Here is a 22,855-nt window from a genome sequence, read left to right as displayed (position 1 = left end):
CTTCACCCCTGACGATAAGGCAACATGCCTCGCGCCTCTTCGGCATAGGCCATCACACCCGCACGCTCCTGCACCAGAAACTCGTCCACCGCACGGCGCAACCCCGGGTGCAACAGGTAGTGCCACGAACGGGTCAGCACAGGCTCGAAGCCACGTATCAGTTTGTGCTCACCCTGCGCCCCGGCGTCGAAGCGTTGCAGGCCCTCGGCAATGGCGTAGTCCATACCCTGGTAGAAACAGGTTTCAAAGTGCAGCCGGTCGAATTCGTCCAGGCAACCCCAGTAGCGGCCAAACAGGCTGCCTCCGCCCACCAGGCTCAGGGCCATGGCCACGTCCCGCCCACCTTGGCGCGCTATCACCACGCGCAGCGCCTGGGGCATGCGTGCGGCCAACAGGCTGAAGAATTCACGGGTCAGGTACGGCGCGCGGCGGCGCACTGCGTAGGTGTTGGCGTAGCACAGGAACACGAAATCCCACTGGGCTTCCGTCAGCTCATCGCCACGGTACCAGCAGAAGTCGATGCCCTGCCCTGCCACCTGCTCACGCTCCTTGCGCATCTGTTTACGCTTGCGCGAGCTGAGGCTGTCGAGAAAATCCTGAAAATCACGGTACCCCTTGTTCTGCCAATGAAACTGGCACCCCAGGCGCTCCAGCCAACCGGGCAGCCCGGCAAATTGCTCATCCAGCGCGGTGTCGGTGAAATTCACATGCGCGCTGGACAGCCCCGCCTTGCCCAGGTACTCCGGCAGCGCCTGCAACAGCAGCAAGCCGTCCGCCACATCCGCCGCCAGCAACCGCGGCCCGCTTACCGGGCTGAACGGCACCGCGCCCAACAACTTGGGGTAGTAGGCAATGCCCGCCCGTTCGCAGGCATCCGCCCAGCCATGATCGAATACGTATTCGCCAAACGAGTGCCATTTACGGTAAGCCGGCAGCAGCGCCCGCACCTGCCCGTCCCGCTCCAGCACCAGGTGTTCGGCGGCCCAGCCGGTGGCACGGGCGACACTGCCACTGTCTTCCATGGCACTGAGAAACGCGTGGCTTAAAAACGGCTGGCCATCGGGCACCAGGGCATCCCAGGTGGCCGCAGGCAGATCACGCAGTTGAGCAAGGCTGTACAGGCTGGTCACGATTTTGGCTCACGGCAGAGAGGTACCCAGTATCCCCAAGGCAGGCGGACGACTCAAATGGTGAACGCCCGGCAGACCGTAAAACACCTGATCACTTAACAACAGTGCCACCATTCCGACATTAATCTGTCACCCGCCCCCGCAATACTTGCGCCTGTTTTCCGGAACACCAGAACCTGTCTATTCAGGCCCTTTCCGGGGACATGCCAACACAAGGGCGGGCGCTTGGGCGTCCCCCATCTTATTCAGTAGGGAGAACCTTATGCGTCTTGTTTCTACACTTACCGGAGTGAGCCTCACCGGCATGATGCTGGCTCTGAGTACTCCGGCCAGTGCGGCCGTCGACGCCAAGCTGCTCGAAATGCTCCGCGCCAACGGCTCGATCAACCAGGCGCAGTACTCCGAGCTGCAGGCGGACCTGGCTCAAGAAACCAAGGAAAAGGCCGCTCAGAAAGCTCAGTCCGACCGGATGAGCTCCTTTGAACAGAAAGTGGCATGGGCCGCCAAAACCCAGGTCAAGGGTGACGTGCGCCTGCGTTACGAAGACGTCAACGTCGACCACCCGATCTCGCGCAGTGGCAACCAGGACCGTGAGCGCGTACGTGCCCGTGTCGGCTTCTACAGCGAGATCAACCCGCAAGTGGATGCAGGCGTGCGTGTGGCCACCGGCAGCAGCGCCGATGCCCGCTCCACCAATCAGAGCCTGGACAACTACTTCGAGAAGAAATCGCTGTGGGTCGACCTGGCCTACCTCGACTGGCACCCCACCGCCGTGCCTAACCTGCACCTGATCGGCGGCAAGATGATGCAGCCTTGGGTAAGCATGGGCGACATCATCTGGGACAGCGACATCAACCCAGAAGGCGTGGCCGCCACCTACAAGACCAACCTGGGCGCCGCCGAAGTGTTCGGCAGCATCGGCCACTACAACCTCAAGGACAACGTAGACGGCGACGGCGTGCAGTTCAAACACGACGCCCAACTGTACGCGGCCCAGCTGGGGACCAAGTTCAACGCGGCCGATACCGTCAAGGTCACTGTGGGCGGCAGCATCTACGGTTACGACAACGACAAGGCCTCTGCTGCCCTGCGTTCGCTGGGCAACACCACCAACGAGTTCAACCTGGTGGAAGGCTTCGGCCAGGTGGACTTCACCGGCTTCGCCATCCCGCTGTCGGCTTACGGCCAGTTCGTCAAGAACACCGAAAGCACCGACGGCAAGGACAAGGCCTGGCTGGCTGGCTTGAAGAGCAAGATCGGCGCCTGGAGCCTGGACTACAACTACCGCGACGTGCAGCGTAACGGTGTCGTGAGCCTGTTCACCGACTCGGACTTCGGCAACGGCTTCACCGGTTCCCGTGGCCACAAGTTCAAAGTGGGTTACGAAATCGACAAGAACTTCGCCCTGGGCGCGGCCTACATGATGGCCAAGACCGACTACTCCAACCTGCCCAACAGCAATGCTGATGTAGACACTCTGCAGGTAGACCTGGAAGCCAAGTTCTAAACCGTACGCCCCTCTGCTTCACTTGAAACGGGAAACACCGAACCCCATCCGGTGTTTCCCGTTTTTTTGTGTGTAACGCCTAGGCGTAGCAAGCGCAGAAAGGATCAGCGCTTGCGCAAGATCACGCTGCCAATCGAATACCCCGCCCCAAACGAACTCAACACTCCCAGAGAGCCCTTGGCCAGGTCGTCCTGGTAGAGGTGGAAGGCAATCACCGACCCTGCAGAACTGGTGTTGGCATAGCGGTCCAGGATCACCGGCGCGTCTTCTTCGGCCACTTCACGCCCCAGCAGCTTCTTGACGATCAGGTGGTTCATGCTGAGGTTGGCCTGGTGCAGCCAGAAGCGCTTCACATCGGCGGGCTGCAAGCCATTTTCCTGAAGGTGCTCCCCTACCAGCTCAGCCACTTTAGGGCAGACCTCGCGGAACACCTTGCGCCCTTCCTGGATGAACAACTTGTCGGCGGCACCCTCGCCCTCGTCAGCCGCACGGTTGAGGAAACCGAAGTTGTTGCGGATGTTGTTGGAGAACTCGGTCCACAGCTTGCTGCTGACCACATCGAACTGGTGGTTGGAACTGGCCTGGTCGGCACGCTCAAGCAGTACTGCAGTGGCCGCATCGCCAAAAATGAAGTGGCTGTCACGGTCGCGGAAGTTCAGGTGCCCGGTACACACTTCCGGGTTCACCATCAGCACGGCCCGCGCTTGCCCCAAGGCCACGCTGTTGGCTGCCGTCTGGATACCGAATGTGGCGGAGGAACAGGCCACGTTCATGTCGAAGGCAAAGCCTTGAATGCCCAGGGCCTGCTGCACCTCGATGGCGATGGCCGGGTAAGGCCGCTGCAGGTTGGAGCAGGCGACGATGACCCCGTCGACATCGGCCGGTGTACGCCCGGCACGCGCCAGTGCCTGGCGCGCTGCCGCCACCGCCATTTCGCAGAGCACCGACGGCTCGTCGTTGCTACGCTCCGGCAGGCGCGGCTTCATGCGTTGCGGGTCGAGGATGCCGGCCTTGTCCATGACGAAGCGGCTCTTGATGCCAGAGGCTTTTTCGATGAAGGCAGGGTCCGACAAGGGCGCCGCTTCGACCTCACCGCGCTCGATGGCAGCGGCGTTGTCCTGGTTGAACTGCTGCGACCAGGCATTGAAGGACGCCACCAGTTCTTCGTTGGAAATGCTCTGGGCCGGGGTGTACAGGCCGGTGCCGCTGATCACGACATTATGCACGGTGGTTCCTCTGGTCGAAGGCCACCGCCACTGGGCGCTGGCTGGAAACATGACAGGTAGTGGCACTTTAGTGCCAATTGTAAAACGAGGGCTTTGCCTCAAGGGGCCGCGGGCGGCCACAAATTGCCTCAATAGTGCCACAAGTCTGGAAGTTTAGCCTTCCACCTGGCTCCATTGCTTGCTCAGGCGCTTGTCAGAAATCGGCACCTTGGTGCCCAACTGCTGGGCGAACAGCGACACGCGATATTCTTCCAGCCACCACCGGTAAAGCGTCAGCTGTTCGTCGCGCTTGCCTTCCTGGGCATGCTTGTCGGCCCGCGCCTTGTACTGCGCCCACAGGTTGGCCAGCTCACCGCTCCACACCCGGTCTTTCTGCACCTGCGAGCCGAGTTTCTCCAGGCGAAGTTCCACCGCCTTGAGGTACCGGGGCAGTTCCTTGAACCAGGCCGACGGTGTTTCGCGAACAAAGCCTGGGTACACCAGGTTGCCCAGTTGCTGCTTGATGTCGTTCAGTGCCACAGCCTGGCTCAGGTCAATCTTGCCCTTGAAGCGCTTCTGCAGCCCGTGCCACAGCTTCAGCACCTCCAGCGTCTGGCGTGCCAGGCGTTCGGCGTGTTCGGCCCAGTTGCCACGCTTGCGTTCGGCCAGCGCCGCCAGAGCGGCGCCATCACGCGGCAGGGCTTGCTCACCCTCAAGCACGCAGCTGTCCAGGCTCGCCAGCAGGATGTCCTCGACCAGCGCTTCCACCCGGCCCAGCTCGCGGTACAGCAAGCCCAGTTCGGTCAGCCCTGGCAGCTTGCCGCGCAGGAACTTGGCCGGCTCGGCCAGTTGCTGCAACAACAGCCGCTGCAAGGCGCGACGGTGCTGGAACTGGGCTTCGGCCTGGGTCGAGAAACGCCCTTCGCGCACCGCGCCCTGCTCCTCAACCAGCGCGGGGTAAACCGTCATCGAAAGGCCGGCGATGTTCTGCTGAGCCGTTTGCTTGACCTCATTGAACGCTTTGGCCTGCACCGGTTGGTCACCCTTGGCGTCACGCGGCACGGCCAGCGCAGCCTGGCTGGCGGCGGCAAAGCGTGCCGTCAGCTCGGCCAGGTCACGGCCTTCGCCCAGGAACTTGCCCTGGCCGTCGACCACTTCGATGTTCATGCGCAAGTGGCCTTCGACCAGGTTGATCGACTCCTCCCAGGCCTCGTCCGACACCCGCGCACCGGTCATGCGCAGCAGTTCCTGGCCAAGGGCCTGGGGCAGCGCACCCTGGCCGAAGGCCATGCGCGCCAGCGCGGCCTTGACGAAGTCGGGCACCGGCACGAAGTTCTTGCGCAGGGCCTTGGGCAGGTTGCGCACCAGTGCCACGCACTTGGCCTCCAGCAAACCGGGCACCAGCCATTCCAGGCGCTCGCCCGGCAGGCTCGGTAGCAGCGGTGCAGGCACCCGCACGGTCACGCCATCCCGGGCGTGGCCCGGCTCGAAGTGGTAGCTCAGCGGCAGGCGCAGTTCGCCCACCTGCAGGCTGTCGGGGTACTGCGCAGCGGTGACTTCACTGGCCTCACGGGCCAGCACGTCTTCCTCGCGCATGATCAGCAAGTTGGCATCCTTCTGGCTGCCCATGCGGTACCAGCTGTCGAACGTGGCGGCCTGGTGGATCTCGGCTGGCAGGCGCGCTTCGTAAAACCCGTACAGCGTTTCTTCGTCCGCCAGAATGTCCCGGCGCCGGGCCTTGGCTTCCAGTTCATCCAATTCTTCAAGCAGGCGCTTGTTGGCCGCCAGGCACTTGGCCCGGGACTGGATTTCGCCGCCCACCAGGCCCTCGCGGATGAACAGCTCGCGCGATGCGACAGGGTCGATGGGGCCAAAGTGAACCGGCCGGCGCCCTACCAGGATCAAGCCGTACAGGGTGATCTGCTCGTAGGCCACCACTTGCCCGCGCTTCTTCTCCCAATGGGGTTCGAAGTGGTTCTTCTTGATCAGGTGCCCTGCCAGGGGCTCGATCCAGTCCGGCTCGATACGGGCAACCACCCGCGCATACAACTTGGTGGTTTCCACCAGCTCAGCCGCCATCACCCACTGCGGGCGCTTGCGCCCCAGGCCCGAGGACGGGTGCACCCAGAAGCGCCGCTGACGTGCGCCCTGGTAGTCACCGTCTTCGGTCTTGTGGCCAATCTGGCTGAGCAGGCCACTGAGGATGGCCTTGTGCATCTTCGGGTAGTCACACGGTTCTTTGTTTACCGTCAATTGCAGCTCGCGGCAGATCAGCGCCAACTGCCGATGGGCATCGCGCCACTCACGCAAGCGCAGGTAATTCAGGAACTGCTTGCGGCACCAGTTGCGCAACGGGTTGGCGGTCAAAGCCTGGCGCTGTTCCTCGAACCCGCGCCACAGGTTCACCAGTGCTGCAAAGTCCGAATCCACATCCTTCCACTGGGCGTGCGCCTGGTCTGCCGCTTGCTGGCGCTCGGGCGGGCGCTCGCGCGGGTCCTGTACCGACAGCGCACTGGTGACGATGAGCACTTCCTGCAAGCTACCCAGGCGTGCGCCTTCGAGCAGCATGCGGCCCAGGCGCGGGTCGATGGGCAAGCGCGCCAGCTGGCGGCCGATGGGCGTGAGCTGGTTCTCGCGGTTGACCGCCGACAGTTCCTGCAACAGGTTGAAACCGTCGCTGATGGCCTTGCCATCGGGTGGCTCGATGAACGGAAACGCATCAATGGCGCCCAGGCGCAGGTGCAGCATCTGCAGGATCACCGCCGCCAGGTTGGTGCGCAGAATCTCCGGGTCGGTAAACGCCGGCCGGCTGTTGAAATCCTCTTCGCTGTAGAGGCGCACACAGATGCCTGGTTCCACCCGGCCACAGCGGCCCTTGCGCTGGTTGGCGCTGGCCTGGGACACCGCCTCGATGGGCAGACGCTGCACCTTGGCGCGGTAGCTGTAACGGCTGATACGCGCGGTGCCGGTATCGATCACATAGCGTATGCCGGGCACGGTCAGCGAGGTTTCCGCAACGTTGGTGGCCAGTACCACCCGGCGCCCGGTGTGGGGCTGGAAGATGCGCTGCTGCTCGGCCGGCGACAGCCGGGCGTAAAGCGGCAGAATCTCGGTATGGCGTAGCTGGGCCTTGCGCAGGATCTCCGCGGCGTCGCGAATCTCCCGCTCGCCCGGCAAAAAGATCAGCACATCGCCTGGCCCCTTGCTTTCACCGCGCTCGTGCTGGGCCAACTCGTCCAGGGTGGCGAGGATGGCCTGGTCGACGGTGAGGTCGTCCTCGATCCGGTTGCCCTCCTCGTCCTGCTCACTGGTCAGCGGCCGGTACCAGGTGTCCACCGGGTAGGTGCGCCCGGACACCTCGATGATCGGCGCACCGTCGAAGTGCCTGGAGAAGCGCTCCAGGTCGATGGTCGCCGAGGTGATGATCAGTTTCAGCTCGGGGCGGCGGTGCAGCAGGGTCTTGAGGTAGCCAAGCAGGAAGTCGATGTTCAGGCTGCGTTCGTGGGCTTCGTCGACGATGATGGTGTCGTAGCGCTCCAGAAAACGGTCATGCTGGGTTTCAGCCAGCAGAATACCGTCGGTCATCAGCTTGACCAGCGTATTGGCATCGCTCTGGTCCTCGAACCGTACCTGGTAACCCACCAGGCCGCCCAGCGGCGTGCCGAGTTCCTCGGCCACCCGGGCCGCCACACTGCGCGCAGCAATACGGCGCGGCTGGGTGTGGGCGATCAGGCCATGGCTGCCCCGGCCCAGCTCCAGGCAGATCTTGGGCAACTGGGTGGTTTTGCCCGACCCGGTTTCGCCGGCAATCACCAGCACCTGATGCTCGGCCAGCGCCTTCTTGATTTCATCGCGCTTGGCCGCGATGGGCAGGTTGTCGTCGTAGCGCACCGTGGGCACGCTTTGCTGGCGCGCGGTGACCTGGGCGCAGGAGGCCTGCACCTTGTCCACCCATTGCGCCAGCTTTGCCTCATCGGGGCGCTTGCGCAGTTCGTGCAATTGCCGGCGCAGGCGATGGCGGTCGGCAATCATGGCGTGGTCGAGGTTTTGCAGCAGTTTGTCGATGGCGTGGTCAGTCATGGGGCTTTTGAGTGATGCAGGTGAGCCTGCTTTTTCATGATCGGCATGCGGAAAGTGGGTGGATTGTCGCAGATTTGCGGGTTTTCTGCTGCCTGTGCCGGCCCTTTCGCGGGTGAACCCGTTCCCGCACGGTGCCGCCCAGCCAACCTGAATGTTTAGCCAACCCCAACGTGAAGGTCGCCATTCACTGGTTTAATCACCCCAACACCCCATGTGAGTATCAAAGGCATGACCCCGTTCCAGCCCAGCAACCCGCCATCGCCCCGCCCTTCGCTGCCGAAGGCCAGGCGCCGTGCTGGGGAAAATCCGCTGGTGCATGTCATCCTTGCCTTCTGGGCCTTGTGGCACTGCCGCCACGCCCGCCCGCCGGATACCTCGCTTACGCCGCTGTGACCCAAACCGGCCACACCCTGGCCGATTGACTCAGTTGGGCCGCTTGCCAGCGCGGCGGCCCCGTGCGCCCGCGAGCGACTTCATCATGCACTTTGCCCCTGTAGAGCAGGCCAACCGTTTTCTGGCCGACAACCCCGATATCGAACTGTTCGAGCTGTTCATCCTCGATGCCAATGGCGTGCCCCGCGGCAAGCTGCTGCACCGCGATGAACTGCTGGCCGTGTACCAGAGCGGCCGCCCACTGCCCAGCACTATCCTGGGCCTGACCCTCAATGGCGATGACGTGGAGAACTCCGGCCTGGTGTGGGATGTGGGCGACATCGACTGCCGTGCCTACCCACTGGAGAACAGCCTGGTGCGCCTGCCTTGGCGGCGCATACCCACCGCTGCGGTGCAGGTGAGCATGCACCCCGACGACGGCCTGCCTGCCAGCGTCGCCGACCCGCGCCATGTGCTGGTACGCACTGTCGAGGCACTCAAGGCCGACGGCTATCACCCGGTGATGGCCTGCGAACTGGAGTTCTACCTGCTCGACCAGCAGCCCGACGCCCAGGGCCGCCCCCAGCCTGCGCGGGACAATGACGGTGGCCGGCCGCGTAACACGCAGGTGTACGGGCTGCGCGAGCTGGAGCAGATCGAGCCGTTTCTGGCCGACCTGTATGCAGCCTGCAAGGCCCAAGGCATTCCGGCGCGTACGGCGATTTCGGAGTACGCCCCTGGGCAGGTGGAAATCACCCTGGAGCACGGTGAAGCGCTGCAGGCCATGGACCAGGCGGTACGCTACAAACGCCTGGTGAAAGGTGTGGCCCATGCCCACGGCATGCAGGCCTGCTTCATGGCCAAGCCGTTCGCGCAACTGGCCGGGACCGGCATGCACATGCACCTGAGCCTGGCCGATGACGCCGGCCGTAATCTGTTTGCCAGTGAGGACAAGGCCGGCACCCCGCTGCTGCGCCAGGCCATCGCCGGCATGCTGCGCCACCTGCGTGATTCGCTGCTGCTGTTCTGCCCCAACGCCAACTCCTACCGGCGTTTTCAGGCCAACAGCTATGCGCCGCTGGCCCCCACCTGGGGTGTCGACAACCGCACAGTGAGCCTGCGGGTGCCGGGAGGCCCTGCGGCCAGCCGGCACGTGGAGCACCGGATCTGCGGTGCCGATGCCAACCCCTACCTGGCTGCCGCGGCAATCCTGGCCGCCACCCACTGCGGTATCCGCGAGCAACTCGACCCGGGCGCGCCTGTGCAAGGCAACGGCTATGCCCAGGCCACCGAACACCTGCCTACCGACTGGCTGACCGCACTCGAAGCCCTGCAGCATTCAGGTTGGGCCCAGCAGGCGCTTGGCGAGCAGTTCCTTGGCGTGTACCTGAAGGTCAAGCGCGCCGAGTACCGCCAGTTCATGGCCGAAGTCAGCGAGCAGGACTGGCGCTGGTACCTGCACCAGGCCTGAGCCCCCATCAAACAAGGAATTGCCATGAATGCAGCATTGAACAAGGGCCCGGCGCAGCGCGCACCGTCCTACTACAGCGCCACCCTCAACGACCACACGCAGTACCCCCAGCTTCAGGGCACGGTGCAGGTGGACGTGGCGATCATCGGCGGTGGCTTCACCGGTGTGGCCACCGCCGTGGAGCTGGCCGAGCGGGGCCTGAAGGTCGCCATCATCGAAACCCACCGCATTGGCTGGGGCGCCAGCGGGCGCAATGGCGGCCAGGTCACTGGCAGCCTGTCTGGCGACGAAGCCATGCGTTCGCAAATGCGCCAGCACCTGGGCGCCGAGGTGGACGACTTCATCTGGCACCTGCGCTGGCGCGGGCACCAGATCATCGAGCAGCGCGTGGCGCGCTATGGTATCGATTGCGACCTCAAGCATGGCCACCTGCACGCGGCCATGAAGCCTTCGCACCTGCGGGAGTTGCATGCGTTCCAGGCCGAGGCCCAGCGCCGGGGCATGGGCGAGCAGGTGCACATGCTCGACCAGGCCGCCGTGGCAGACCACCTGCAAAGCCCGCTGTACCTGGGGGCGCTGAAAAACCTGCGCAACCTGCACCTGCACCCGCTCAACCTGTGCCTGGGCGAAGCACGGGCTGCCCATGGCCTGGGCGCGCTGGTATTCGAAAACTCCGAAGTGCTGGACATCGTGCACGGCCCGCGCCCGGCAGTGGTCACCGCCCATGGCCGGGTGGAAGCCCGCCAGGTGATGCTGGCCGGGGACGTGTACCACACGCTTGAAAAGCGCCAGCTCAAGGGCAAGATTTTCCCGGCCATGGGCGGCATCGTCACCACGGCGCCGCTGGGCGAGCTGGCCGAGCAGATCAACCCGCAGGACCTGGCCGTCTATGACTGCCGCTTCGTGCTCGACTACTACCGGCTGACCGCTGACAAACGGCTGTTATTCGGCGGCGGCGCCAATTATTCCGGGCGGGACTCGCGGGATATCGAAGGTGAGCTGCGGCCTTGTATCGAGCGCACCTTCCCGGCGTTGAAAGGCGTGCCCATCGAGTTCCAGTGGAGCTGCGCCATGGGCATTGTGGTGAACCGCATTCCCCAACTGGGCAAGCTGTCGGGCAACGTCTGGTACTGCCAGGGGTACTCGGGGCACGGTATTGCCACCAGCCACATCATGGGTGAAATCATGGCCGAGGCGTTGACCGGGACGCTGGAACGGTTCGATACCTTTGCCCAGTGCAAGCATGTGCGTGTGCCGATGGGGGACTTGCTGGGCAACCCGTTGCTGGCCGCAGGCATGTGGTACTACCAGATGCTGGAGAAATTGCGCTGATCGACGGGCGATGGGCTGCGGAGCAGCCCTCGATCCCCATCTGCGCCCTGAGCCGTCCGCCCTGCCAACGGCGGACAAGGCTCAGGCGGTCTTCTTCAGACCTTGTTTTTTCAGTTCTTCGTCACGCAACTCGCGGCGCAGGATCTTGCCCACGTTGGTGGTAGGCAGCACATCGCGGAACTCGATCTGGCGGGGCACCTTATAGCCGGTGACATTGGCGCGCATGTGCTCCATCACCTGCTCCTTGGTCAGGGTCATGCCCGGCTTGACCACGATGAACATCTTGATCACCTCCCCGGACTTCTCGTCCGGTATACCGATGGCCGCGCACTGGGACACGCCCGGCAACGCCACCAGCACGTCCTCCAGCTCGTTGGGGTAGACGTTGAAACCCGAGACCAGAATCATGTCTTTCTTGCGGTCAACGATACGCATGTAGCCATCTGGCTGGATCAAGGCGATGTCGCCGGTTTTCAGCCAGCCTTCGCTGTCCAGTATTTCGGCAGTGGCGTCTTCGCGCTGCCAGTAGCCCTTCATTACCTGCGGGCCCTTCACGCACAACTCCCCCACCTCGCCCAGCGGCAACTCATTGCCCGCGTCGTCGATGATCTTGCACAGGGTGGACGGTACCGGAATGCCAATGGTGCCCACCTGGTTGGCCTGGGCCGGGTTTACCGCCGCCACGGGGCTGGTTTCGGTCATGCCGTAACCCTCGCAAATGGCGCAACCTGTAACGGCCTTCCAGCGCTCGGCCACGCTCAGTTGCAAGGCCATGCCGCCAGACAGGGTAATTTTCAGGGCAGAGAAGTCCAGGCTGCGGAAGGCATCACTGTTGCACAGGGCCACGAACAGGGTATTGAGGCCGACAAAACCGGTGAACTTCCATTTGCCCAGCTCCTTGACCATCGCCGGCAAATCCCGTGGGTTGCTGATCAGCACGTTGTGGTTGCCGATGAGCATCATGGCCATGCAATGGAAGGTAAAGGCGTAGATGTGGTACAGCGGCAGCGGGGTAATGAGGATTTCGCAGCCTTCATGCAGGTTGGCCCCCATCAGGGCCCTGCACTGCAGCATGTTGGCCACCAGGTTGCGGTGGGTGAGCATCGCGCCCTTGGCCACGCCCGTGGTACCGCCGGTGTACTGAAGCACCGCCACGTCATGGGCCTGCGGGTTGGCTTCAACCACCGGCTGGCCCTTGCCCAGGGCGATGGCGTCGTTGAAGCGCACGGCCTGAGGCAGGTGGTAGGCCGGCACCATCTTCTTCACATACTTGATGACGCTGTTGATCAGCAGCCGCTTGATCGGTGGCAGCAGGTCGGCCACCTCGGTGACGATCACGTGCCTGACCTGGGTCTTGGGCACCACCTTCTCGGCCAGGTGGGCCATGTTGGCCAGGCATACCAGCGCCTTGGCACCGGAATCGTTGAACTGGTGTTCCATTTCCCGCGCGGTGTACAGCGGGTTGGTGTTGACCACGATCAGCCCTGCACGCATGGCACCAAACACGGCCACAGGGTACTGGAGCACGTTGGGCAACTGCACGGCGATACGGTCACCGGGCTTGAGGTCGGTATGCTGTTGCAGCCAGGCCGCGAACGCACCTGACAGCGCATACATTTCGCCATAGGTGATCGTCTTGCCCAGGTTGCTGAAGGCCGGTTTGTCGGCGAACCGCTGGCAGGATTGCTTGAGTACCGCCTGGATGTTGGGGAATTCGTCCGGATCGATATCCGCCGTTATCCCGGCTGGGTACTTATCCTGCCAAAAATGGTCGATCATTCAAGCCCACTCCTTCAGCAACAGCGAAGTTCGATTCGCGCATCGAGGCGCTTATTATTGATATGAGATGACGGCGCGTTGCAAACCGGATCATCTGAAAACGGGGCGAGATTAGCAGCTTTGCCTGGGGCCGACCAGAGGCTACGACAGGCCGAAAGGTCACAAAAATGACTCTTAGGCTAATTATGGTCACATCCAGAGCGAGTGACTTTAGACAGCCTTCTGAAACCTGTATGCGGCAGCCTAGAGCATCCAAGCCGCCCTAACCTGCCGCATGCTGGCGGTTCAACCGGCGTCGCGCAGCTCCCGGCGCAAGATCTTGCCAACCGGTGTCATCGGCAGCGCGTCGCGCAGCACAATGTGCTTGGGCACCTTGTAACCGGTGAGGTTGGCCTTGCAGTAGGCCTTCAGCTCATCCACGCTCACGCCACCCTCACGGGGCACCACGAACAGCTTGACCGCCTCCCCGGAGCGCTCGTCGGGCACACCGATGGCCGCACAGCTGGCAACCTGTGGGTGGGCCATGACTACATCCTCCACCTCGTTGGGGTACACGTTGAAGCCCGAGACGATGATCATGTCCTTCTTGCGGTCGACGATGCGGGTAAAGCCGTCCGGGTCGATCACGGCAATGTCGCCTGTCTTGAACCAGCCATCGGCATCCAGCGCCTGGGCCGTGGCTTCGGGCTGCTGCCAGTAACCCTTCATTACCTGCGGCCCCTTGATGCACAACTCGCCCCGCTCACCCAGCGGCAGTTCGTTGCCCTCGTCGTCGATAACCTTGAATGCAGTACCTGCCACCGGGATACCCACTGTCCCCAGGCGCGCCAGTTGACCATAAGGGTTGGTACTGGCTACAGGGGAGGTTTCAGTAAGGCCGTAGCCTTCGACGATGCGACACCCGGTCAGTTGCTCCCAGCGCTCGGCCGTGGCCTTGACCAGGGCAGTGCCGCCAGAGTTGGTGACTTTCAGCGCCGAGAAGTCCAGTTGGCGGAACCCAGGGTGGTCCATCAGGGCAACGAACAGGGTGTTGAGGCCCAGCAATGCGGAAAACCGCCACTTGCCCAGCTCCTTGATGAAGCCGGAAATGTCCCGTGGGTTGGTGATGAGTACGTTGTGGTTGCCGGTCACCATCATGCACATGCAGTTCGCGGTGAACGCATAGATGTGGTACAGCGGCAAAGGGGCGATCATCACCTCCTCGCCGTCCTTGAGCAGCTTCTGGCCGTCTGGCCCATGCTGTGAGAAACACGCCAGTACCTGCAGCATGTTGGCAACCAGGTTGCCGTGGGTGAGCATGGCGCCCTTGGCCAAGCCCGTGGTACCGCCTGTGTACTGCAGCACCGCGATGTCGTCCAGGCCAAGCGGCACAGCCTTCGGTGAACCACCGCGCCCTTGGCGCAGCGCCTGTTTGAATGACACGGCCTGGGGCAGATGGTAGGCCGGCACCATCTTCTTCACCTTGTCCACCACGGTATTGACCAGCCACCCCTTGGCCGCAGGCAACAGGTCGCCCATCTTCGCCTCGATGAGGTATTCGATACCGGTATCGGGCAACACCGCCTGAACCCGCTGGCCAAACATGTTCAGGTACACCAGCGCGCGGGCACCGCTGTCCTTGAACTGGTGGCGCATCTCCCGCTCGGTGTACAGCGGGTTGGTGTTGACCACGATCAGCCCGGCGCGCATGGCGCCGAACACGGCGATCGGGTACTGCAACACGTTGGGCATCTGCACAGCGATACGGTCGCCAGGTTTCAGGCGGGTGTGTTGCTGCAGCCAGGTGGCGAATGCCGCCGATAGCCGCTCCAGGTCGCCGTAGGTCAGCGTCACCCCCAGGTTGCTGAAGGCGGGGCGATCGGCAAAGCGCTTGCAGGAGCGCTCGAACACTTCGACCACGGAGCTGTAGGCGTGAAGATCGAGGGTGGAGGGCACGCCCGCCGGGCGTTTGTCGTTCCAGAAGTCGGCTTGCATTTATTATTGTTCCTCTGCCGGGACCTGCACTGCGTCCTTTTATCCAGGTGCCCGGGCGCGTAGCGGCCAGGCGTTGATTCGACGTTAGCAGGTAAGCGCAGCGCGGCCCACACGCCTGACACCGCCATTAACATTGTGAATCTTATTTGTGCCCTTCCTGCAATCTGGCCCGCTGGGCATACACTGTGTTGGGCGCGAATGTGATCCGGTCGACACCGGCAAGCGTCTCACCCGTCTTGGCCGACGCCCCGCGCGCGACCACAACCGACATGTACTGCTTAAGGAAGCCCCGATGTCCCAGGTCAGCAACACGCCTTACGAAGCCCTAGAAGTCGGCCAGAAGGCCGAATACAAGAAGTCTGTGGAAGAGCGCGATATCCAGCTGTTCGCCGCCATGTCCGGCGACCACAACCCGGTGCACCTGGACGCCGAATTCGCCGCCAAGAGCATGTTCCGCGAGCGCATCGCCCACGGCATGTTCAGCGGCGCGCTGATCAGCGCGGCAGTGGCCTGCACCCTGCCAGGCCCCGGCACCATCTACCTGGGGCAGCAGATGAGCTTCCAGAAACCGGTGAAAATCGGCGACACCCTGACCGTGCGCCTGGAGATTCTCGAAAAACTGCCGAAGTTCAAGGTGCGTATCGCCACCAACGTGTTCAATCAGAACGACGAACTGGTCGTTCAGGGCGAGGCCGAGATCCTGGCACCGCGCAAGCAACAGACCGTAGAACTGGTATCGCCACCGAATTTCGTTGCCAGCTGAACCTGGCTTGCGGCATGGCCGGGGCTGCCTGCGCAGCCCCTGCAAGCGCGCTTACGCTGCGCGCCCGAGGATGAATTCCTGGTAACCCGATACGATCACGTACACTGCGAAATAACAGAAGATCAGCGCAGACAGCACGTACGACCACGTCAGCAAGCGATCACCCAGCAGGCGCCCGCCGTGGCTGGCAATGCCGCAGAGGCTCATGCACCACACCAGCCCGGCCACGAAGAACCCTGCCAGAAACAACCCCGCGTCCACCAGGCTGCCGCCGCCAGAGCGGGATATCAGCACGCCCCCTACGGCCGCGAACCACAAAATGGCGCTGGGTGAGGACATCGCCAGGAAGATGCCGCGCAAAAACTCGCGCCAACCAGATTCCACGGCCACGTTGGTGCTCGCCTGCATATGCCCGCCGCGCCAGGCGGCCAGCACCATCTTGATGGCAAACCACACCAGCAGCGCCGAACCGCCCAGCCACAAGGCCCAGCGCACGGCTTCGAATTGCAGCAACACGGTCATGCCTGCTAACGCGGCGATGGCATACAGCAAATCACCCACACACGTGCCAAGGCCAAGCCAGAACCCTTGCAGAAAGCCACGCTGCATGGCCAGCGTAATCATGGCGATGTTGGCTATACCGATGTCCAGGCACAGGGACAGGCTGAGGAGAAAACCATTGGAAAAAGGCATTGGAAGCTCTGCGACGGTGTAAATGGGCGGCGTAGAGCCTGCCACGACTGCGCAGTAGCTGGGAAGAGTCAACCCGTGGGCCGGGCGCTGCCGCCCCACGGGTCGACGCCAAGGCGTATACCTGAGCCGTCAGCCCTGCTGGCAGCCGCCGCCCATGGCACGGTATTGAACGGTGTGCACCTGGCCTTGGTGGTCTTCGTAGGTCATGGTGGCAGGCACCACTTCGCACACGTTGGGGATGGTCGACAGGTTGATGACACGCTTGATGTCGAGGTTCATGGAGTAGTCATACTGCTGCGCCACCGGCTCATTGGAAGCAGGCGCAGAAGGGTCTGCGAGGGCGAACGAGGACATACCGACCAACGCAAGTATCAGTAGTGGTTTCATGTTGAGTACCTTCATGTTTCAAGCTGATCGATTGACTTCTGATGCCGTCGCCGGCCCGGAGAAGTTGCCATCGGGCTATCGATGGCACGAAGTACCGATCCCGCTTCTTACTACAGGGGGGATGAGGAAATTCTACGCCTGCCAGGTAATAGTTGAACCCCGCAGTCGGATATTCACCCTTGCCGTATTTGCAACAATCTGCGACAAAGTACGCGCCATCCGTCACCGCCATTTCCAGGAGCGCGCTATTTCACAGCCTCTTGCTTGCACACAGCTTTGCCACACGCAACGCCGGCTTCTCGACCATTTCTACCGCCAGCAGGGCTCACGCATGCGTGCCTCTGGCGAGGGTCAACTGTGGGTGGCGAGGGCGCCAGAGATTGTTGCGGGGCTCAGTCTGTCCAGCACAGAAGGTGGCTGGTGGCTGACCGGCCTGTTCGTATCGCCACAACGGCGAGGTACGGGGATAGCAACGGCCCTGATCGAAGCGGCACTGTGCCAACCGTATGGTACGGCCTGGCTGTTCTGCCACCCTGAACTGCAGCCGTTCTATGCAAATGTGGGCTTCGGGCCCGCCGAGTATCTGCCCCAGGCGCTGGCCAGCCGGCTGCAGCGCTACCAGCGCAGCAAGGCGCTGGTAGCGCTGCAACGCCGCCAGTATGGCGATGCTGTCAGCGTGGTTGAGGCTCGGCAGTAGCAGGCTCTGTGGGCGCCGGGTGCTCATGCCCCAGCACTTTTACATTCTCTTGCGACTTCTCACCGTCGAAGTCCTTCTCCCCAGGGTCCTTGCCCTCGGCAGACATGTGCTCGATTACCGCATTCATTTCAGCGCCAAGCAGCAGCACGGCGGCTGAAATGTAGAAGTAGAGCAGCAGCACGATGATTGCCCCGATGCTCCCGTACATGGCGTTGTAGTCGGCGAACGTTTTCACGTAGTAGGCAAAGCCCAACGAGGCCACGATCCACACCACCACCGCCAGTACCGAGCCTGGGGTAATGAAGCGAAACTTCTGTTTCACATCCGGCATCACGTAGTAGATAAGCGCCACCGCCACCATCAGCAGAATGACGATCACCGGCCAGCGCAGAATGGTCCACAGCGTAACGATGAACTCCTGCATACCGATTTGCGAGGCGATCCACTCCATCACCTGCGGCCCCAGTACCATCAGTGCTGCTGCGGCCAGCAGCATGCCGGCCAAGCCGACGGTATAGAAGATCGACAGCGGGATACGCTTCCATACCGGCCGCCCCTCGGGCACATCATAGGCGGCGTTCATGGCGCTCATCATCAGCCGCACACCGGCCGAGGCGGTCCACAAGGCAATCACGATACCCACCGACAGCAAGCCACCCTTGGACTGCTGCAACTGGTCGATCACCGGGTTGACCTGTTCCAGTGCCTGAGGTGGCAGCACCAGCTCGGATTGCAAACGCAGCCACGAGAAAAAGTCAGGCAGGTGCAAGAAGCCGATGAGGGCAATCAGGAACAGCAGGAAGGGGAATAACGAGAAAAGCGCCTGATAAGCCAGCGCGGAGGCGTAGGTGGACATTTCGTCATCAAGAAACTCCTTGATGGTGCGCACCAACACGCGGTGCAGGGGAAGGCCCTGCAGGGCGGAAAAAATCATAGCGTCTCCTTTCGCCGCTCTATCGATGTGACTGTTAAGTCTAATAGACCATGCGCTGAGCGCGCTGCTCCCGGCAGTGTTACAAAAAATGCAAAAAACTCACGCAGCTTGTTGCCGCCCTCTGCGCACGGGCATGAAGGCGGCCAAGCATCAGGCTTTACTTGTCGGTTGCCTTTTTAACAGCGTCCTTCACATCGCCTTTGACCTGCTGCGCTTCACCCTTGAGTTCTTGCGCCTTGCCTTCAGCCTTGAGCTTGTCGTTGTCGGTCACCTTGCCGATGCCCTGCTTGACGTTGCCCATCGCTTCGTTGGCCAAGCCTTTCGCTTTATCTCCAGTACCGCTCATGGCAAAACTCCTGTGATGTGACACGCGTATCGTGCCGACAAAAGGTGGACTCGGCCGCTTGCGCAAGAGTTTCAAGAAATTTTGCACACAATGCCAAGCGGTAGGCGCAGCGCACCTGCACCACACCACAGCCCCAAGCCTTGCCGCGCCCGGTGCCACCCCTCACAATGCAGGCTTTGAAGGCTTCAACCCGCAGGAACCTGCATGAAACTCGACAAACCCGCCGCCATTGCGCGGCGCAACGATGCACTGGCCCGGCCAGTGCTGACCAGCGCCAACACCCTGTTCGCCATCCTCGACCACAAGCGCAACCTGTGGTGGTTCGACGTGCCGGTGGCACTACTGCGCAAGGGCCAGCCAGACTGGGTCAACCTGCTGCTGCACACCCCGGAAAGCGACGAGCTGCAACACCTGAAAGTGCCCGTCAACTTCCTGCGCGCGCATCAGGAGCAGATGGAGGTGCGCAATCCTGGCAAGCGCCGCTCCACCATCAGCCTGGCCTTGAGCGCCGACCGCGATTCACTGCTGCGCGACACCCGCCCAGGCGGCGAGCAGCTGGATTTCCGCAGCTTCGTACAGGGCTGATCAGGCCTTCTCGATGCGGTCGTCATGGATGACGATGCGGCCCTGCTTGAACAGGCCACCAATGGCTTTCTTGAAGTTGCCCTTGCTGACATTGAACAGCTTGCTGATCAGCGCCGGGTCGCTCTTGTCAGACACACCCAGCACCCCACCTTCGGCCTCCAGGCGGGCCATGATCTGCGCCTGCAGGTCGTCGGACAGCGCCGCCCCCACCGGCTGCAGGCTCAGGGAGATCTTGCCGTCGGCACGTATTTCCTTGATGAAGCCTTTCTCGTGCATGCCAGAGCGCAGGAACTTGAACACCTCATTCTTGTGGATCAAGCCCCAATGGCGGTTGTTGATGATTGCCTTGAACCCCATGGGCGTTTCACCGGCAACCAGCAACTCCACCGGCTGGCCTGGCTTGTAGTCCGCAGGCGCGACGTCCAGGTAGCGGTCCAGACGTGAGGTGGCGGTGATGCGCCGGGTGCGTTTGTCGAGGTAGACGTGCACCACGCAGTAGTCGCCGATCTTCAGCGGGCGGGCTTCCTCGGAGTACGGCATCAGCAGGTCCTTGGACAAACCCCAGTCCAGGAAGATACCCGCACCGTTGATGTCCTTGACCTTGAGGCTGGCGAACTCGCCCACCTGCACCTTGGGCTTTTCGGTGGTCGCGATCAGCTGGTCTTCGCTGTCCAGGTAGATGAACACGTTCAGCCAGTCGTCCACCTCGGTTTCTGCGCCTTTCGGGATGTAGCGCCCCGGCAGCAGAATTTCCCCGTCGGCGCCGCCGTCCAGGTACAACCCGAAGTCCACGTGTTTCACAATTTGCAAACTGTTGTAACGCCCAAGCAGAGCCATTTCGGTACATCCTCAAGTCAAGGGGGCTATTTTCCGGATAGACAGCGGGTGGTGTCAAAGCTTCCGGACGGTTACCGGCCTCCCATGCTACAGGCAGATGGCCCGGTTGAACCGTCGCCACCCTGCTGCGTCTACCGATTGGCCGCCACTGCAAGGAACAGCTTATGCCGCTTCGCCTGCTCAAGACCGCGCTTGTCACGCTGGGGGTGGTTCTGGCCCTGGGCGCCTGCAGCCGGATCGACCTGGCCTACCGCAACCTCGACCGCCTGGTGCCGTGGTCGCTGGGCGACTACCTGGACATGAACCGTGACCAGAAGGCCCTGCTCGACGATCGGCTCAGGGAGCACCTGGCGTGGCACTGCAAGACCCAGCTGCCTGGCTACCTCGACTGGCTCGACCGGCTGCGCGACATGGTGGCCAACAATCAGGTCACCGACCAGGCCTTGCAGCAGCGTACCCATGAGGCCCGCGAGGCGATTGGCCGGGTGGCAGCCGAAATTACCCCGTCCGCCACTGAACTGCTGCGCGGCATGAGCGATGCGCAGGTAGCAGAGATGCGCGAGGCTTTTCGTGATGACATCGCCGAGCGCCGCAAGGAATACGTAGATACTCCCCTGCCCCAGCAAATTGCCGAGCGGGCCGAACGTATGCAGAAACGCCTGAAACCGTGGCTGGGTGAACTGAGCCCCGGCCAGAAGCAGCGCGTGGTCGCCTGGTCGCAAGCGCTGGGGGACCAGAACCGCGAATGGATTGCCAACCGCGCCCACTGGCAACAGCAACTGCTGTTGGCGGTGGACCAACGCAACGACGCTAGTTTCCCGTCCCGTATGGCCACACTGCTGCAGAGCAAGGAGAGCCTGTGGACGCCTGAATACCGCCAGGCCTTCCAGAACACCGAACAACAGGCCCGCAGCCTGTTGGTAGACCTGCTACAGCAGAGCACGGCGCAACAGCGCCAGGTGCTGCAGGCACGGCTGGCAAAAGTGCGCACCGATTTCAGCACGCTGAAGTGCCTGAAGGACTAAGGGCCAGGCGATGTTCAACGTGCCTTGCGCCGATAGGGGAACACGTCGATCACCTTGCCATCACGTATCGCCGCCTGCAGGCCTTGCCAATAGCTGGCATCGAACAACTCGCCATGCAGGCGGGTGAACAGGCGCCGCTGGCCCAGGTCGGCAAACAGAAAGGGCGGGAATTCCTCGGGGAACACGTCATGGGGCCCAATGGAGTACCATGGCTCGCCTGACAGCTCGTCTTCCGGGTAGCGCGGCGGTGGGATATGGCGGAAGTTGACCTCCGTCAGATAGCTGATCTCGTCGTAGTCGTAGAACACCACCCGGCCATGACGCGTCACACCAAAGTTCTTCAGCAGCATGTCACCGGGGAAGATGTTCGCCGCCGCCAGCTGCTTGATGGCCAGGCCGTAATCCTCCAGTACCTCCAGCACCTGGGCCTCGCTGGCCTGTTCCAGGTACAGGTTCAACGGCGTCATGCGCCGCTCGGTCCAGCAGTGGCGGATCAGCACCGTATCGCCCTCAAGCACCACGGTGGAGGGCGCCACCTCAAGCAACTCGGCCAGGCACTGCGGCGCGAACCTCGCCACGGGGAAGCGAAAGTCGGCAAAGGCCTGGGTATCGGCCAGGCGCCCTACCCGGTCGATGCTCTTCACCAACCGGTACTTGTCGATCACGGTGGCGCGGTCGACGGTTTTTGACGGCGAGAAACGGTCCTTGATGACTTTGAACACGGTGTTGAAGCCTGGCAGGGTAAACACGCTCATCACCATGCCACGCACGCCGGGGGCCATGACGAAGCGGTCGTCACTGCCAGCCAGGTGGTTGATCAGGGCGCGGTAGAACTCGGACTTGCCCTGCTTGTAGAAACCAATGGAGGTATACAGCTCGGCCACATGCTTGCCCGGCAGAATGCGTTTGAGAAAGCCCACGAACTCACCCGGCACCGGCACATCGGCCATGAAATAGGAGCGGGTGAAGGAGAAGATGATCGAGACTTCAGCCTCGTCGGTGATCAAGGCATCGGCCTCGATGCCCTGCCCCTCCCGGTGCACCAGGGCAATTACCAGCGGCCATTGTTCGTCGCCGTTGTATAACCGGCCGACCAGGTAAGCGCCCTTGTTGCGGTACAGCACCGGCACGAACAGCTCCACCGCCAGCGCTGGGTCGCGGCACACCCAATCGGGCAGGCATTCACGAAGCTGCGCTTCCAGCCGCAGCAGGTCGCCGTCGAGGTCGGCGTAAGGGATGTGGAACCGGTAGTCGGCGAAGATGGCCTGCAACAGCCCGGCAAGGCCGCCGTCGGGGCGATAGGTACGGGTTTGTGCGGCGCGCCGGCGCAACGTTGGGCGTGTGCTGTGGATGAACATGCATTGGTCGCTGATCAGGTCATGGCTGAACAGGCTGCAGAACACCGAGTTGTACCAGGTTTCGGCCAGTTCATCGTCCAGCCGCGGGTCAATCAGCTGGATATAGGCGCTTTTAACCTGCGGCCACTGGGCCACGTCCAGCAGCACCTGCGCGGCAAAGCCCTCGCGCAGCCGCTGGTTGGCCACAGCGACCTGCTCCTCGTAGAGGTTGATGCGCGCAGCGGCCGTGTGCTGGATCTCCTGCCAGCGGGCTTGTTCGAAGCGCTCACGTGCGCCTAGGGTGATGCGCTGGAAATGCTCGCGATAGCCGTCGAAGCCGGTGAGCATCAGGCGGGCGATGGCGGCTGCAGGCCAGGGATGGGGCATACCGGGCACCTCGG

18 protein-coding genes are annotated in these 22,855 nt (G+C 62.6%); 7 read left to right on the top strand and 11 right to left on the bottom strand.

Annotated elements, in window-relative coordinates; translation table 11 throughout:
• Positions 1-2: 2 nt before the first annotated feature.
• Positions 3-1,130, bottom strand: coding sequence for a GNAT family N-acetyltransferase (locus IAE38_RS15770; protein WP_201218251.1), 1,128 nt, complete (start codon positions 1,128-1,130; stop codon positions 3-5).
• A gap of 262 nt (positions 1,131-1,392) precedes the next feature.
• Here IAE38_RS15770 and IAE38_RS15765 point away from each other — a divergent pair, with 262 nt between their 5' ends.
• The gene (locus IAE38_RS15765; protein WP_201163965.1) at positions 1,393-2,637 is read left to right on the top strand and encodes a putative porin; all 1,245 of its coding nucleotides are present in this window, start codon (positions 1,393-1,395) and stop codon (positions 2,635-2,637) included.
• Between the two features lie 104 nt (positions 2,638-2,741).
• Here the strand turns inward: IAE38_RS15765 and IAE38_RS15760 are convergent, their stop codons facing one another.
• On the bottom strand, positions 2,742-3,863 hold the full coding sequence (locus tag IAE38_RS15760) for a beta-ketoacyl-ACP synthase III (RefSeq protein WP_201218250.1): 1,122 nt from the start codon (positions 3,861-3,863) through the stop codon (positions 2,742-2,744).
• Between the two features lie 153 nt (positions 3,864-4,016).
• On the bottom strand, positions 4,017-7,922 hold the full coding sequence (gene hrpA / locus IAE38_RS15755; protein ID WP_201218249.1) for an ATP-dependent RNA helicase HrpA: 3,906 nt from the start codon (positions 7,920-7,922) through the stop codon (positions 4,017-4,019).
• A 478-nt stretch (positions 7,923-8,400) separates the two neighbouring features.
• On the opposite strand from hrpA, the gene IAE38_RS15750 reads away from it, so the two are divergent.
• Positions 8,401-9,765 carry a glutamine synthetase family protein gene (locus IAE38_RS15750; RefSeq protein WP_201218247.1) on the top strand — a complete coding sequence of 455 codons (1,365 nt, stop codon included), beginning with the start codon at positions 8,401-8,403 and terminating at the stop codon, positions 9,763-9,765.
• Positions 9,766-9,789: 24 nt separating this feature from the next.
• Positions 9,790-11,097, top strand: coding sequence for an NAD(P)/FAD-dependent oxidoreductase (locus tag IAE38_RS15745; protein WP_201218246.1), 1,308 nt, complete (start codon positions 9,790-9,792; stop codon positions 11,095-11,097).
• 81 nt (positions 11,098-11,178) lie between these two features.
• On the opposite strand, the gene fadD1 is transcribed toward IAE38_RS15745, so the two are convergent.
• Together fadD1 and fadD2 are read right to left on the bottom strand one after the other, a co-directional pair.
• Positions 11,179-12,876, bottom strand: coding sequence for a long-chain-fatty-acid--CoA ligase FadD1 (fadD1, locus tag IAE38_RS15740; protein ID WP_201213192.1), 1,698 nt, complete (start codon positions 12,874-12,876; stop codon positions 11,179-11,181).
• Positions 12,877-13,161: 285 nt separating this feature from the next.
• Positions 13,162-14,850 (bottom strand): long-chain-fatty-acid--CoA ligase FadD2, encoded by a 1,689-nt coding sequence (fadD2, locus tag IAE38_RS15735; protein WP_201218245.1) that lies wholly within the window; start codon positions 14,848-14,850, stop codon positions 13,162-13,164.
• A 292-nt stretch (positions 14,851-15,142) separates the two neighbouring features.
• On the opposite strand from fadD2, the gene IAE38_RS15730 reads away from it, so the two are divergent.
• Positions 15,143-15,613, top strand: coding sequence for a MaoC family dehydratase (locus IAE38_RS15730; RefSeq protein ID WP_028635442.1), 471 nt, complete (start codon positions 15,143-15,145; stop codon positions 15,611-15,613).
• A gap of 51 nt (positions 15,614-15,664) precedes the next feature.
• Here IAE38_RS15730 and IAE38_RS15725 read toward each other — a convergent pair whose 3' ends face one another.
• Together IAE38_RS15725 and IAE38_RS15720 are read right to left on the bottom strand one after the other, a co-directional pair.
• Complete coding sequence (locus IAE38_RS15725) at positions 15,665-16,306, bottom strand: LysE family translocator (protein WP_201213196.1); 642 nt, start codon at positions 16,304-16,306, stop codon at positions 15,665-15,667.
• A gap of 129 nt (positions 16,307-16,435) precedes the next feature.
• Positions 16,436-16,693: a DUF2790 domain-containing protein gene (locus tag IAE38_RS15720; RefSeq protein WP_028635440.1), complete on the bottom strand. Its 258-nt coding sequence runs from the start codon at positions 16,691-16,693 to the stop codon at positions 16,436-16,438.
• Between the two features lie 247 nt (positions 16,694-16,940).
• Between IAE38_RS15720 and IAE38_RS15715 the strand changes: the two genes are divergently transcribed.
• Positions 16,941-17,390 carry a GNAT family N-acetyltransferase gene (locus tag IAE38_RS15715; protein ID WP_328822895.1) on the top strand — a complete coding sequence of 150 codons (450 nt, stop codon included), beginning with the start codon at positions 16,941-16,943 and terminating at the stop codon, positions 17,388-17,390.
• Here the strand turns inward: IAE38_RS15715 and IAE38_RS15710 are convergent.
• Both IAE38_RS15710 and IAE38_RS15705 read right to left on the bottom strand, forming a co-directional pair.
• Entirely contained in the window at positions 17,365-18,324 is a 960-nt protein-coding gene (locus tag IAE38_RS15710) for a YihY/virulence factor BrkB family protein (RefSeq protein ID WP_201218242.1), read from the bottom strand. The genes IAE38_RS15715 and IAE38_RS15710 overlap by 26 nt on opposite strands.
• Positions 18,325-18,481: 157 nt before the next feature.
• Positions 18,482-18,670: a CsbD family protein gene (locus tag IAE38_RS15705; protein WP_028635438.1), complete on the bottom strand. Its 189-nt coding sequence runs from the start codon at positions 18,668-18,670 to the stop codon at positions 18,482-18,484.
• 204 nt (positions 18,671-18,874) lie between these two features.
• Between IAE38_RS15705 and IAE38_RS15700 the strand changes: the two genes are divergently transcribed.
• The gene (locus IAE38_RS15700) at positions 18,875-19,255 is read left to right on the top strand and encodes a hypothetical protein (protein ID WP_028635437.1); all 381 of its coding nucleotides are present in this window, start codon (positions 18,875-18,877) and stop codon (positions 19,253-19,255) included.
• On the opposite strand, the gene IAE38_RS15695 is transcribed toward IAE38_RS15700, so the two are convergent.
• A complete protein-coding gene (locus tag IAE38_RS15695) occupies positions 19,256-20,092 on the bottom strand; it encodes a CvfB family protein (protein ID WP_028635436.1) in 837 nt (278 codons plus the stop codon). It abuts the gene before it with no gap.
• A gap of 164 nt (positions 20,093-20,256) precedes the next feature.
• Between IAE38_RS15695 and IAE38_RS15690 the strand changes: the two genes are divergently transcribed.
• Complete coding sequence (locus IAE38_RS15690; protein ID WP_201218241.1) at positions 20,257-21,117, top strand: DUF6279 family lipoprotein; 861 nt, start codon at positions 20,257-20,259, stop codon at positions 21,115-21,117.
• Between the two features lie 14 nt (positions 21,118-21,131).
• On the opposite strand, the gene aceK is transcribed toward IAE38_RS15690, so the two are convergent.
• Positions 21,132-22,841 (bottom strand): bifunctional isocitrate dehydrogenase kinase/phosphatase, encoded by a 1,710-nt coding sequence (aceK, locus tag IAE38_RS15685; RefSeq protein WP_201218240.1) that lies wholly within the window; start codon positions 22,839-22,841, stop codon positions 21,132-21,134.
• Positions 22,842-22,855: the final 14 nt, after the last annotated feature.

It is taken from the genome of Pseudomonas sp. S32, assembly GCF_016648095.1.
Taxonomy (GTDB): domain Bacteria; phylum Pseudomonadota; class Gammaproteobacteria; order Pseudomonadales; family Pseudomonadaceae; genus Aquipseudomonas; species Aquipseudomonas parafulva.
The sequence above is the reverse complement of the archived record's forward strand: the minus strand, read 5'-3'. Positions and strand labels throughout refer to the sequence as shown.